The sequence below is a fragment of the Caballeronia sp. M23-90 genome, assembly GCF_053574605.1.
In genome coordinates, this window is the sequence record NZ_JBSIPA010000159.1 from 1 (window position 1) to 12,873 (window position 12,873).

Genomic DNA, 12,873 nt, shown 5'->3' on the forward strand with positions numbered 1-12,873 from the left:
TGGCCGTCGAGCGCGCGGGTCGCGAGCGCCTCGCGGCCGTGATCGAGGATCATGCCTTCGTCGAGTTGACTACGGCGTGCTGTCGGATTCTCCTGCCCCAGGCGGTCTTCCCATAAGGGGTGACCGCTCTCCACCACAGGTATGGTCGCGAAGTTGTAGGGCGGTGGCGGCGACGAGACCGACCACTCGAGCGTGGGCGCATCCCACGGATTCTTGCCGGCCACAGGTCCGCGTTTATAGCTCCAGACAAGATCGCAGAGAAACATCAGCACGCCTGCCGCGAACACGAACGAGCCAATGGACGTCACCATGTTCACCGTGTTCCACCCCATGTCGCCGGAGTAGGTATAGATGCGGCGCGGCATGCCGAGAAGTCCTGCAATGTGCATCGGGAAGAAGCCGAGATTGAAGCCGATGAACATCACCCAGAACGTGATCTTGCCGAACCGTTCGCTCATCATCCGGCCGGTGAACTTGGGAAACCAGAACACCACGCCGCCGATCACCGGAAACACGTTGATGCCGAGCAGCACGTAATGCAGATGCGCGACGACGAAATAGGTATCGTTGAGTTGCCAGTCGAGCGGCACCGCTGCCGTCATCACGCCCGATACACCGCCGATCACGAACAGCAGCACAAAGCCGGCGAAGTAGAGGAACGGAACCTTGAACACGGGACGTCCAGTCCAGATCGTCGCGATCCACGCGAAGGTCGCGACCGCGCTCGGGATCGCGATGACCATGCTCGCGGAGCCGAAGAACGCGAGCGCCAGCGCCGGAATACCCGTTGCAAACATGTGATGGATCCAAACGATAAAACCAACCACCATGGTTGCAACGGTCGACAACGCCACGGGCGTATAACCGACGAGCCGGCGACGGCAGAAGACGGGCAACGCATCGGAGACGATACCCATTGCGGGGAGCACGATTGCGTACACCCACGGATGCGCGAACATCCAGAACAGATGCTGCCAGAGCAAAGGGCGGCCGCCGTTGAGGACATCGAAGAAGTGCGTGCCGAACTGACGGTCGAGCCACAGCAGGAAAAACGCGAGGCTGACCGCGGGCACTGCCAGCAGGTTGCCGCCGGACGCAGTCAGCGTGCCCCATACGAGCACCGGCACGCGATCGATCGACATGCCCGGCGCACGCATGCGGATCAGCGTGACGACGAAATTCGCGGAACCCACCGTGGTCGATGCCCCGAGCAACACCATGCCGAGCGCATAGATATCGATGTTCGGACCCGTGTTGTATTCGAGTCCTGACAGCGGCACATAGTTGAACCATCCGGCGTTCGGCGCTTGCCCGAACGGGAAACTCGAATAGAGAAAGATGCCCGCGAACAGGAATAACCAGTATGAAAGCGCATTCAGGCGCGGGAATGCCATGTCGCGCGCACCGAGGATCAGCGGCCACAGATAGTTCGAAAACCCCGATAGCACGGGCAGGGCGTAGAGGAAGATCATCGTCACGCCGTGCATGGTGAAGAGCTGGCTGTACTGCTCGGGCGTGAGCACTGTTGCGTCGGGGCGGGCGAGTTGCACGCGCATGATCAACGCTTCCACGCCGCCCATCAGCAGGAAGATGAACGCCGTCACGAGATAGCGCAGGCCGATGCTTTTATGATCGACCGTCGATATCCATCCGCGCCAGCCCGGCGCCGTTTCCCATATCCCGGCGAGGCGTTTTTCGCGCGCGCTTCCCTCGGGCACGCGGCCGTATTCGGGGACACGCGCATCGGACGATGACAGTTCGCTCATGAAAGCGTCGCTCCTCTCTACCTATTTCAGTGTCGCGAGATACGCGGCGAGGTTCGCCGCTTCGTCGCGTCTCAACGCAATGCTCGGCATCAGCGAGTCAGGCTTGATGCGTTGCGCGCCCGTGATCCAGGCAAGCTGATTCCCTGCAGTATTCGTCAGCGTGCCCGCGGCTATGAGCCGGCGCGAGTCGAGATGGGTAAGGTCGGGCGCTTGCGCGCCTTGTGCGTCCGAGCCACGGATTGCATGACAGCCCGCGCATTTGTCGAGGAAGAGAGTCTTGCCGGCGGCGACGCTCAGATTGTTCGATGAAACCGGCACCTGGGCTTGCCCCGCGCTCCACGCAGCAAAATCCGCGCGGCTTTCTGCGACGACTTCAAAAGCCATGTGTGCGTGCTGCGCGCCGCAAAACTGCGAACATTGCCCGCGATACACCCCGGGCGCATCGGCCTGGATCCATTGCTCGTTGGTCTGGCCGGGTATCGCCTGAGTCTTGCCCGCAAGTTTCGGAACCCAGAACGTATGGATCACGTCTGCGCTTTTCAGCTTGATGCGTACGGGTTCGCCGGCGGGAATGTGGATCTCGTTGGCGGTGACGAAACGCAGCGTCGGATCGGCGGCGTCGTCGTAGGCGACTTTCCACCACCAGTCGTAGGCGGTCACGGTGATCGTCAAAGCAGGAGTTTCTGCGGGCGATGCAACCCGGTTGAGCGTGACAAGCGCGTAGACCAGCATCGCGACGAGCACAGGCACGGAAAGCGCCACGCCGATCACGATCCATCGCAAGCCGCTGTTGCCCTGGACCAGTTGATCGAGCGGTGCGTCGGGACGGCGCCGGAAGATTGCGACAGCAAGCAAGCCGCCGACGATCACGCAGACCGCCACGCAAATTGTCGTGAAGATCCAGTCCAGTGTGAGGGTAGGCGCTGCAGCCGGCCCGGCCGCGTGAAGAAAATAGTTCAGCGGCGCGCTGTCGCCCGCGTGCGCTGACTCCGCCGCCGTCAACGGCATGTTGGTTTGCGGCTAGTGCGCGGTGAGGGGTGGCGGTGTGGCATCGATTGCTCCGGCTCGGTCGACACTGGATCGATCAAGCCGTGAGCAATCCACGTACCCTACTAAATACTTTCAGTCAGGAGCGTTCGGCAATGACGGGCGATCTGCCGCTCTTCCTGCGTCTTGATGACATCGAACTGGACGTCGAGGAACTCGAGTCCCTGGCAAATGCGTTCGCGTATGGCGTCGGCATGTTCGCCGATACCGCCCGTGAACACGACCCGGTCCAGACCACCCATCAATGCCGCATACGCGCCGATTGTCTTGCGCACCGCCGTGCAAAAGATATCGATGGCAAGTTCCGCGTCCGCGTCGTTGCGTTTCAGAAGGGACTGCATGTCGTCGTTCGAGTCAGAAAGACCCTTGAGGCCGCTCTCCTTGTTGATCAGTTGTTCGAGTGCGTCGGCATCCATGCCGCCGGTTCGCATCAGATAGACGAACACACCGGGATCGAGATCGCCGGTGCGCGTCGCCATGGGGATACCGCCGGTAGGCGTCAGGCCCATGGTGGTATCGATTGAATGGCCGTTGTGGATCGCGCAAAGACTTGCACCGCTGCCCAGGTGCGCGACCACGAGCCGCTCGGGGAGATCGTTGCCGAGGCTCGCCACGATCGATTCGTACGACAACCCGTGAAAGCCGTAGCGCACCACGCCTTCGCCGGCGAAGTGCTTGGGCAAGCTCAGATGCGTGGCGCGTGCCGGCATGGTCTGGTGGAACGCGGTATCGAGACAGGCGTAATGCGGCACGTCCCGGAAAATGTCCTGTGCCTGTTCGAGCAGCGCGAGCGATTGCGGCAAATGCAAAGGTGCGAACTGCACCGCATCGCGAAGGGTTTGCTTAACCTCGTCCGTGATCAACGCGTGCGTTCTCAATTGCGGGCCGCCATGCACGATACGATGACCGACGCCCGCCAGCGGCTGGTCGAGATGCTCGTGCAAGGCGTCGGCCATGCGTTGCAGCGCGTCGTGCTGCGACTCCATCACATGACTTTGCTGGACGTTGATGGAGCCGTCGAGCGAACGCATGGTCAACGACCCGTCGTCACGGCCAATGCCTTTTGCGCTTCCCGTCAGCCACGCTTTTTCGTCGCCGCTGTCGGGCGCATACACGCCGAACTTGAGCGACGACGATCCGCTGTTCAATACGAGGATGTCCTGTGCCATGGCGTCAGCCTTTCCACGCCCAGTTGCGGATTTCATCGCGATCGATGCCTTCCGCGTGCGCGTAGCCAATGCTCTCGTTGATCTGGTCCTTCAGCCAGTTCTTCGTATGCGCACCGGTATCGCGCAGGCGCGGCACACGATCGATTACATCGATACACAACGAAAAGCGATCCACCTGGTTGATGATGGCGAGCTCGAACGGCGTATTGATGTTGCCGCGTTCACGATACCCGTGCACGTGCATGTTCTCGTGATTCGTGCGGTTGTACGTGAGCTTGTGGACCAGCGTCGGATACGAGTGAAAGTTGAAGATGACGGGTTTTTCGCGCGAAAAGATGGAATCGAAATCACGATTCGACAAGCCGTGCGGATGATCGGTATCGGGCATCAGGCGGAACAGGTCGACCACGTTGACAAAGCGGATCTTGAGATCGGGAAACCGCTCCTTCAGGATTTCGACGGCGGCCAATGACTCCATGGTCGCGATGTCGCCGGCGCACGCCATTACCACGTCAGGTTCACTGTTCTGATCCGTCGATGCCCAGTCCCAGATGCCAATGCCCTTCGCGCAATGCGCGAGCGCTGCTTCCGTGTCGAGGTATTGCAAGTGCGGTTGCTTGTCCGCGACGATCACGTTCACGTAGTCGCGCGAACGCAGGCAATGGTCCATCACGCTCAGCAGACAGTTTGCATCGGGCGGCAAATAGATGCGCACGACTTCGGGACTCTTGTTCGTGACGACATCGAGGAAACCCGGGTCCTGATGTGTGAAACCGTTGTGATCCTGACGCCATACCAGCGACGTGATCAGCAGGTTCACCGAAGGCACGGGTGCGCGCCAGTCGAGCTCCAGCTTCGATTTCTCGAGCCACTTCGCGTGCTGGTTGAACATCGAATCGATCACATGCACGAACGCTTCGTAGGTCGCGAAAAGACCGTGACGTCCCGTCAGGACATACCCTTCGAACCAGCCTTCGAGCGTATGTTCGCTGAGCATTTCCATCACGCGGCCGTCGGTCGCCAAAGCGCCGCCGTCGCTGTCCTCAGGCTTGTACTCGGCAATCCAGCGCTTGCCCGATGCTTCGTACACGCCGTCGAGCTTGTTGCTCGCGGTTTCATCGGGGCCGAACAGCTTGAACGAATTCATGTTGCGCTTGATGACATCACGCAGCCATGTGGCAAGCACCGCCGTTGGCGATTGGTAGGTGCCGCCAGGGGCCTTGACCTTGAAGGCATAGTCGCGGATGTCCGGCAGGTCGAGTGAACGGCGCAGACGTCCGCCGTTTGCATGCGGATTCGCGCTGATGCGACGCTCGCCCTTCGGCGCCATCTCGCGCAGCTCTTCTATCAGGGTGCCGTTTTCATCGAAGAGCTCTTCGGGCTTGTAGCTGCGCATCCACGCTTCCACCAGTTTCAGACTCTTTGCGTTGGTCGCCGGATCGAGCACGGGCACCTGATGCGCGCGCCAGAAATCCTCGACCTTGTGACCATCGACTTCCTTCGGACCGGTCCAGCCCTTGGGCGAACGCAAGACGATCATTGGCCAGCGCGGGCGCGTGGTGTCGCCCGTCGAACGTGCATGCGCCTGAATCGCGCGAATCTCGCCGATACACGTCTCAAGCGTCTGCGCCATCAGTTCGTGCATGGTCGCGGGGTCCGAGCCTGAGACAAAATGCGGCTTGTATCCGTAACCCGTCATCAGCGCTTCGAGCTCTTCCTGCGGAATGCGCGCGAGGATGGTCGGGTTCGCGATCTTGTAGCCGTTCAGATGCAGGATCGGCAGTACCGCGCCGTCAACGACGGGATTCAGGAATTTGTTCGAATGCCATGACGTTGCAAGCGGTCCGGTTTCAGCTTCGCCGTCGCCGACCATCACAGCCACGATAAGATCCGGGTTATCGAAAGCCGCGCCGAAGCCATGCGAAAGGCTATAGCCCAGCTCGCCGCCTTCGTGGATCGATCCGGGCGTTTCGGGCGTGCAATGCGACCCGATTCCCCCCGGTGACGAAAACAACCTGAACAGGCGCAGCATGCCGGTTTCATCGGCGCTGCGATCCGGATAGACCTCGGAGTAATACCCTTCCAAGTACGAGTTCGACAACGTTGCCGGTGCGCCATGACCCGGACCCGAGACGAACATTACGTTCAGGTCATCCTTGATGATCAGCCGGTTCAAATGGACCCACGTAAAGGACTGGCCCGGGTCGGAGCCCCAGTGCCCAAGAAGTCGCCGTTTGATGTGTTCGGTTTGCAGCGGTTCGCGCAGCAACGGGTTGGCACGCAGATAAATCATGCCTACCGACAAGTAATTGCACGCGCGCCAATATGCATCGATCTTGCGTAATTCGTCGGGGGAAAGGCGCGGGGAAGTGGAGGTTGCCTGTGTGTCCATGTCGTGTCCGTTGGTATCCATTGAAAGGAAGTTGCGGTGTCACTCTGGTTCGGCCGGGTCGTGCCTGGGCCGGGTCACTGATGCGGGTCGCTATCGATCTGGCACTTGCTATTGTGCCGCGTGTAGGGGGATTGCGTTGTAATTCCACCATGACATGAGTCAAGGACATTGCTATGACTTGCGGGCGCGGCCCGGTGGAGTGGCGTGAAAGAGGGGATTGAAACCGGGGGATGGTGCTGACTTGCGTGCGGTTTTCGCGGCTTTTTTGGCTCTGGCGCTGCCTTTGCGGCCGGCGCCTGCAAGCTGACTCATGAGTTCGTCGTCCGGTTCATCCTCGGGTTCGGTTTCGGGTGATTCCTCAGGTTCTTCTTTAGCGTCCCGCGCTGCGACGCTGCGGCCCCCGACGTGCTCGACAACCGCGAAGAACTCCTTCGATGGATTGCGGATCGCGCGCCCGGGCATCATCGTGATGGCGACAACTTCGTGCAGCGATCTTCCATCCACGCTCTTGCGTTCAGGCGCTGAATGCCAGTCGATCGCGCTGTTCGCAAAGCCCGCGATCACGCGTTCCAGAACGGCTGGCGACAGCACGCCGCCATCGTACAGGCTGATCAGCGTGGCTTCGGCCACGGCGAACAATCCATTTCCTGATGCAGCGCGCCGTGCCATCAGTTCCCGGCCGCGCTCTGCGCCGGCGTGACACGCCAGACGGAGTTGCCGACGTCATCGGCGACGAGCAAAGCGCCCGAATGGTCGAGCGTGACGCCGACGGGGCGGCCGCGCGCATCGCCATCGGGCGATAGAAATCCGGTCAGGATATCTTCAGGCGCCCCCGATGGTTTGCCTTCTGAAAAAGGTACAAAAATAACTTTGTAACCGCTGCGAGGCTTGCGGTTCCACGAGCCATGCTGTCCTATGAACGCCCCGTTCCGGTACTTTTGCGGAAACAGCGTTGCATCGTAAAACGTGAGACCGAGCGACGCCGTGTGCGACCCGAGCGCGTAATCCGGAGGAATGGCTTTCGCGACGATCTCCGGGTTTTGCGGTTTCACGCGGGTATCGACATGCTGGCCATAGTAGCTATACGGGAAGCCATAAAAGGCGCCGTCTTTCACCGACGTCATGTAGTCGGGCACCAGGTCGTTACCCAGCTCGTCGCGCTCGTTGACCACTGTCCAGAGCGCGCCGCTTTCGGGATTCCACGACATGCCGTTGGGATTGCGCAAGCCCGATGCAAATATCCGCGACTTGCCTGTGGCCCGGTCGATCTCCACGATGGCCGCGCGGCCTTCTTCGGCCTCGATGCCGTTTTCGCCCGCATTGCTGTTCGAGCCGACGGTGGCATAGAGCAGCTTGCCGTCACGGCTTGCGATGAGGTTCTTGGTCCAGTGATGATCGATAGGACCAGCCGGCAGGTCGGTCAGCTTTTCGCCCGGTCCGCTGATCGATGTATCGCCCGTGTGGTACTTGAAGTGCAAAACGGCGTCCGTGTTCGCAACGTAGAGATCGTCGCCGACCAGCACCATGCCGAACGGCGAGTGCAGCTTGTCGATGAAGACGCTTCGCATGTCGGCCACGCCGTCGCCCTTCGTATCGCGCAAGAGGATGATGCGGTCCGGGCTTGCAACGCCTGCTCCCGCGCGTTTTTGAAACTGCTTCGTGATCCATCCCTTGATGCCCGTGTCAGGATCGTGTTGCGCAGGCGTGTTGCTTTCTGCCACAAGCACATCGCCGTTGGGCAAGGTGGTAAGCCAGCGCGGATGGTCGAGCCCTCTTGCAAATGCATTCACCGCGAATCCGTTGGCCGCTGTAGGCATGGTGCCTTCGGGCCACGGATTGGCAGGCGCCACGTTGAGCGTGGGAAGGAGCGTAGTGTGAGGCGGCGGCAGCGTAGGGGACGGGCCGAAGCCGATCGATCCATCGGATGCGTCATTGGCGCACCCGGCCAGCACACCAGTAAGCATTGCTATGCCGCAAAACGAAGCGCGAAGCATGTAATCACGCACCGCCGATCCCTTCCGTGACCTTGCCCGTGCCGTCGCATGTCGCGCATCTCTGCCCGTCCTTCTTGCCCGAACCGCTGCAAGCCGGGCAGATGTTTTCGCCGGTGCCCGGTGTGCCGGGGGCGGCTTCATCGCCGGGATTGAGATCGGTGTTCTCAGGCATGACATCTCCTTGGTGATTCATACAGTCGCAGCCGGCGGCTTTGCGGGTGCCGGCTACATACGACAGCAAGTAACGTTCCTCAAGGCTTGCGGCCGAACGCTTCGCGGAGTTTCTTCTTCGCGTTGTCGAGTACGGTTCGCCGCGACTTCGGCAAATTGCGCCCCGCGCGATTGATATAGAAATTCAGCATCGACATGGCCGACTGGAACGGTGTGCCCTTGCGCCGGTTGCTGCGCGTGGACGACTTCTTCAGCGAGTCCGCAATCTCCTGCGCATTGCCCTCCTTGAAGATGTCCCTCTTGATGTCCATCGCGTCGCTGGTTTCCATCACGTGACGCGACCAGCGTTTCGAACCCGATGGTTTCGGTTTTGCCCGAGCATGTTTCTGGCGCGTCGTGTTGCGTTTGCCTGCAGTTTTCGAAGCGGTTGCCATGCTGTGTCCTCCTTATTTGCTGTGCTCGCCGATCAGCCGATGCGCATGTTTCAACGCGTCCACGATCGCGCGAAATGCGGCTTCGCGCGTCCCGGCATCGGGCGCCCGAAGCGCATACGATGGATGAAACGTCGCAATCACCAGACGTCCGTCGTGCTCGATTGCCTGGCCCATCGATGCCTGAAGTTTTACGGTCGATTTCTGCAGGACCGACTTCAACGCGGTTGCGCCCAACGCAACGATCACCTTCGGATCAAGTTCCGCAAGCTCGCGTTCGATCCAGTAATGACATGCATCGACTTCGCGTTGCGCCGGTGTTTTATGCAGCCGGCGCTTGCCTCGTGGTTCCCATTTGAAATGCTTCACCGCGTTGGTCACGTAGACCTGCGAGCGTTGTACGCCGGCCTCCTGAAGCGCGTTGTCGAGCAGGGCGCCGGCCGGTCCCACGAATGGCTTGCCCTGCAGGTCCTCCTGATCGCCGGGCTGTTCGCCGACCATCATCAACGGTGCATGATGCGGACCGATGCCCGGCACTGCTTGCGTTGCGGCTTCCCACAGCATGCATCGGCGGCACTGGTCGAGCCGCTCCGGGTGCTGATCCGGAAACATGCCGATAGGCTTGGTTGCCATGATCGTCTCAGCTTTGGTTACCTGCAACGCTGCGGGCTTCATCGAGCGTGAGGGTTGCACGCATCGCTTCTGCGAGCTTTGCCGTCGGCGCTTCCCGATCGCACGCAACAATTGCCGCGACCTTGCCGTCCTTTATCAGATAAGCGATGAAAGCCTGCGAGTCGAGATCGCCGTCGATCAGGACATCGTCATGCTCGCTTGCGTGGCCAAGGTATTCGAAGCGCTTGCCGAAATGATAGGTCCAGAAATAAGGCACGCCGGTGTAGTGCTCGTCGCCACCGGCCATGTTCAGCGCGGCAACGCGTGCATGTTGCTGAGCGACGCGCCAGTGTTCTATGCGCAGGTCCGCATCAGAACGTGGCAGCGGAAACTGCGCGACGTCTCCGGCAGCGTACAGTCCGGGCGCGGCGCGCATGGCGCTGTCGACCTTGATGCCGCCGTCATGCGCGAGCGCAATGCCTTGCAGGAAGTCGGTCGCCGGCCTTACGCCTGTTCCTGCGATCACCACATCCGCCGGAATCGTCTCGCCGCCGTCAAGCTCGACAGCGTGAACGGCGTCGCCGCCAATCAACGCCTTCACCTTCGATTCCATCCGGAACCCGACGCCGTTCTTCTCGTGCAGCCGCTTGAACATCAGGCCGAGTTCATCGCCGAATTGCGTAGCGAGCGGGATCTTGCCGGGCGCGACCACGGTCACGTCGAGACCGCGTTTTTTAAGCGATGACGCCACCTCCAGCCCGATAAAACTCGCCCCCACGATGACCGCTTTTTTCGCGTCCTTGAGCGATGCGTCGAGCGTTGCGGCGTCGTCGCGCGAACGCAGCAAATGCACGCGGTTCAAGTTCGCGCCGGGGACGTCCATGGGTTTGGGAGTACCACCCGTGCAGATCAGCGCCGCGTCGTAATGCAGCGTGAGTTCGTTGGGCAGGTCGATGCGTTTATCGGCGGCATCGAGTTTGATGACCTGAGCTTCAATGCGCTCGATGCGCCGCTTCGTGGCGAAACCTTCGGGCAGTAGCGACGGAACTTCGCCGGGCGGCATATCGCCGGAGGCAACGAATTTGCTTAACGCCGTGCGGTCGTACGGCTCGCCGGACTCTGGCCCGATCAACACGATACGTCCGTGAAAGCCGCCTTCACGTAGCGCGGTGCATGCAGCAGCACCGGCCGCGCCCGCGCCGATGATCGCAAACATGCGTGTATCGGCGGATGGAAAACTCGCGGGCGGTTCTTCGGCTTGCGACGAAACCAGCACGTTGCCGTTTTCCACCGACACCGGGTAGCGTTTCAAGCCGATCAGCGCGGGCGGCTCGATCACGCGGCCATCGTCGATTGCGAACGTGCCCTTGTGCCAAGGACACACGATGCGCCCGTTGCACACGGCGCCTTCCTCGAGCGGCGCGCCGGCGTGCGGGCAGTCCGCCGAAAACGCGTGGACGTCGTCACCTTGCCGCACGAGGAGGATTGGGATATCGGACAGCGTCACCCGGATGCCGTGGTCCTCGGGAATGTCGTCCAGCCGTGCTGCTTGCTGCATCGGACCTGCCATGTCGCGCTCCCGTCTGTCGTTCACGACGGTTCAGCAAAAAGCGGGCCGTCGGGACAAGGCGAAGGCGAAGGACAAGGCGCGAAGGGTGATCAGGCCGCCATGCGCTCGAACGATGCCGCCCCGCCGCGCACGGAATCGAGAATGATCGATGCAAGCCGTTCGACAGGCGGCGCAGATTTGATCGACGCCCGTATGAGCGACAGCGGCAATGACGGCAAATCGGGCAGCCCTGCGGCGTGTGCATCGAGCGCGCAAACCGACCTTGGCAAGCCGTATTGCGTCCGCACTGTCAGCCCGAGTCCCGCAGCGGCAGCGGCCCACAAACCGGACAGGCTCGGACTCGTGAACGCGACGCGCCAGCGGATGTTCATGCGATCGAGTTCTGCTGTCGCCGCGCTAAAAAAGAGGCACGCGCGATCGAACGCGACCAGCGGCAGCGGTTCATCGGCGGCCGGATTCCAGGGCAGGGTGGATGAACCGATCCAGCACATCCGCGGCTCGGCGATCAGCTCATGCTGGACGCCGGGCCGGGTTTCCCGCGCGGCCGACGACAGGTCGCCCCAAACCAGCGCGAGGTCGAGTTCGTTCGAATCGATACGCTCGAACAGTTCCGTATTGCGCGCCACGCGCGCTTCAATACGGACCTTCGGATGCGCGCGAGAAAACCGGCCGAGCACGTCGGGCAGCATGATCTCGCCGAAGTCCTCCTGCAGCCCGAGCCTGATCCATCCCTCCAGATCGGGGCCGCGCACGGCGACGGCCGCTTCGTCGTTGAGATCGACGAGGCGGCGCGCAAAGCGCAGCATGGTCTCGCCGGCGTCGGTCAACGCGAGGTTGCGGCCCGCCTTCTTGAACAACGGCGCGCCAGCCTGCTCTTCCAGCTTCCTGATCTGGGCACTGACGGCCGAAGTCGAACGCCCAATCCGGTCCGCCGCCTTCGCAAAGCTCCCAAGCTCCATGCCGACCACGAATGTGCGCAGCGACGCGATTTCGAAATTGGTTTGCGACATGTCGAACCGTCCTGTTTTGTCGAAGTGTTGGTTCGATATTACTTGATATTCAGGACCATCGCGGTGCGTCACACTGTGTGCATCGAAACTGAACGGATGCCATACAGCGATGCAAACTCAATGCGCAATTCCCTTGGCGGCAGGGGTGGGACGTGGTCTTGGCGCCTCCCATCGCTGGAAGGTGCTCGGCGTTGGCGTGGCGGCGAACGTCAGTTTTTCGGCGGCGATCGCAGGCATTCCGACCACAGCCGTCTGGTTGCGCGCGGATTATCACCTCGGCAACTCGGCGCTTGGACTGGCGCTCGGCGCGATGGGCCTGGGCGTGGCGATCTCCGAACTGCCGTGGGGCGTGGCGACTGACCGGTGGGGCGACCGTCCGATCCTTCTCACCGGCCTGGCGACCGTGGCGGCTGCGTTCCTCGCGATGATGCTGTTCGTGGTGCCATCGGCGGCGTCGGTGCCTTCGTTGCTGTGGCTGGTGTTATCGATGTGCGGCGTCGGTCTGCTCGGCGGCAGCGTCAACGGATCGAGCGGACGCGCGATCATGCGCTGGTTTCAGGAAGGCGAACGCGGCCTCGCGATGCTGAAGCCGATGTTTTTCCGCCCGACCGGTACATGATGGAGCGTTTCATTACGGCGCCAGTTGTCTTCAACGGCGACCGCCAAGGCGAGGGTTTGCCTTTCGATCCGCTCATCAATGCGGAACTGAAA

General features: G+C 61.4%; 11 protein-coding genes and 1 pseudogene. 1 reads left to right on the forward strand and 11 read right to left on the reverse strand.

Features of this window, described 5'->3' with window-relative positions; all coding sequences use genetic code 11:
* The 11 genes from ctaD to ACRXB1_RS17025 all read right to left on the reverse strand — a co-directional run.
* Positions 1–1,766 (reverse strand): cytochrome c oxidase subunit I (gene ctaD / locus ACRXB1_RS16975; RefSeq protein WP_449492636.1); only part of this gene is annotated, 1,766 nt, incomplete at its 3' end.
* 21 nt (positions 1,767–1,787) lie between these two features.
* Positions 1,788–2,774 (reverse strand): cytochrome c oxidase subunit II, encoded by a 987-nt coding sequence (gene coxB / locus ACRXB1_RS16980; RefSeq protein ID WP_449492637.1) that lies wholly within the window; start codon positions 2,772–2,774, stop codon positions 1,788–1,790.
* Between the two features lie 104 nt (positions 2,775–2,878).
* Positions 2,879–3,982, reverse strand: a complete 1,104-nt coding sequence (locus ACRXB1_RS16985; protein ID WP_449492638.1) for an acetate/propionate family kinase — start codon at positions 3,980–3,982, stop codon at positions 2,879–2,881.
* 4 nt (positions 3,983–3,986) lie between these two features.
* A complete protein-coding gene (locus tag ACRXB1_RS16990) occupies positions 3,987–6,374 on the reverse strand; it encodes a phosphoketolase family protein (RefSeq protein WP_375507949.1) in 2,388 nt (795 codons plus the stop codon).
* 171 nt (positions 6,375–6,545) lie between these two features.
* Positions 6,546–7,004, reverse strand: a complete 459-nt coding sequence (locus ACRXB1_RS16995) for a hypothetical protein (protein ID WP_449492641.1) — start codon at positions 7,002–7,004, stop codon at positions 6,546–6,548.
* A gap of 38 nt (positions 7,005–7,042) precedes the next feature.
* The gene (locus ACRXB1_RS17000) at positions 7,043–8,368 is read right to left on the reverse strand and encodes a PQQ-dependent sugar dehydrogenase (RefSeq protein WP_449492639.1); all 1,326 of its coding nucleotides are present in this window, start codon (positions 8,366–8,368) and stop codon (positions 7,043–7,045) included.
* A gap of 4 nt (positions 8,369–8,372) precedes the next feature.
* Positions 8,373–8,540 carry a hypothetical protein gene (locus ACRXB1_RS17005; RefSeq protein ID WP_174364163.1) on the reverse strand — a complete coding sequence of 56 codons (168 nt, stop codon included), beginning with the start codon at positions 8,538–8,540 and terminating at the stop codon, positions 8,373–8,375.
* Positions 8,541–8,619: 79 nt separating this feature from the next.
* The gene (locus ACRXB1_RS17010) at positions 8,620–8,973 is read right to left on the reverse strand and encodes a DUF3175 domain-containing protein (RefSeq protein ID WP_174364162.1); all 354 of its coding nucleotides are present in this window, start codon (positions 8,971–8,973) and stop codon (positions 8,620–8,622) included.
* Positions 8,974–8,985: 12 nt separating this feature from the next.
* Positions 8,986–9,603 carry a UdgX family uracil-DNA binding protein gene (locus ACRXB1_RS17015; protein ID WP_375507951.1) on the reverse strand — a complete coding sequence of 206 codons (618 nt, stop codon included), beginning with the start codon at positions 9,601–9,603 and terminating at the stop codon, positions 8,986–8,988.
* 7 nt (positions 9,604–9,610) lie between these two features.
* The gene (locus ACRXB1_RS17020; RefSeq protein ID WP_449492640.1) at positions 9,611–11,176 is read right to left on the reverse strand and encodes an FAD-dependent oxidoreductase; all 1,566 of its coding nucleotides are present in this window, start codon (positions 11,174–11,176) and stop codon (positions 9,611–9,613) included.
* A 65-nt stretch (positions 11,177–11,241) separates the two neighbouring features.
* On the reverse strand, positions 11,242–12,162 hold the full coding sequence (locus tag ACRXB1_RS17025; RefSeq protein WP_174364160.1) for a LysR substrate-binding domain-containing protein: 921 nt from the start codon (positions 12,160–12,162) through the stop codon (positions 11,242–11,244).
* A 109-nt stretch (positions 12,163–12,271) separates the two neighbouring features.
* On the opposite strand from ACRXB1_RS17025, the pseudogene ACRXB1_RS17030 reads away from it, so the two are divergent.
* Positions 12,272–12,745: pseudogene (locus ACRXB1_RS17030) on the forward strand (MFS transporter); the annotation flags it as partial.
* Between the last annotated feature and the right edge of the window lie 128 nt (positions 12,746–12,873).

Coding starts and splice junctions, on each gene's coding strand:
- ACRXB1_RS17025 (WP_174364160.1), bottom strand. CDS start 12,162: ATGTCGCAAACCAATTTCGAAATCGCGTCGCTGCGCACATTCGTGGTC.
- coxB (WP_449492637.1), bottom strand. CDS start 2,774: ATGCCGTTGACGGCGGCGGAGTCAGCGCACGCGGGCGACAGCGCGCCG.
- ACRXB1_RS17010 (WP_174364162.1), bottom strand. CDS start 8,973: ATGGCAACCGCTTCGAAAACTGCAGGCAAACGCAACACGACGCGCCAG.
- ACRXB1_RS17005 (WP_174364163.1), bottom strand. CDS start 8,540: ATGCCTGAGAACACCGATCTCAATCCCGGCGATGAAGCCGCCCCCGGC.
- ACRXB1_RS17015 (WP_375507951.1), bottom strand. CDS start 9,603: ATGGCAACCAAGCCTATCGGCATGTTTCCGGATCAGCACCCGGAGCGG.
- ACRXB1_RS17000 (WP_449492639.1), bottom strand. CDS start 8,368: ATGCTTCGCGCTTCGTTTTGCGGCATAGCAATGCTTACTGGTGTGCTG.
- ACRXB1_RS16990 (WP_375507949.1), bottom strand. CDS start 6,374: ATGGACACACAGGCAACCTCCACTTCCCCGCGCCTTTCCCCCGACGAA.
- ACRXB1_RS16985 (WP_449492638.1), bottom strand. CDS start 3,982: ATGGCACAGGACATCCTCGTATTGAACAGCGGATCGTCGTCGCTCAAG.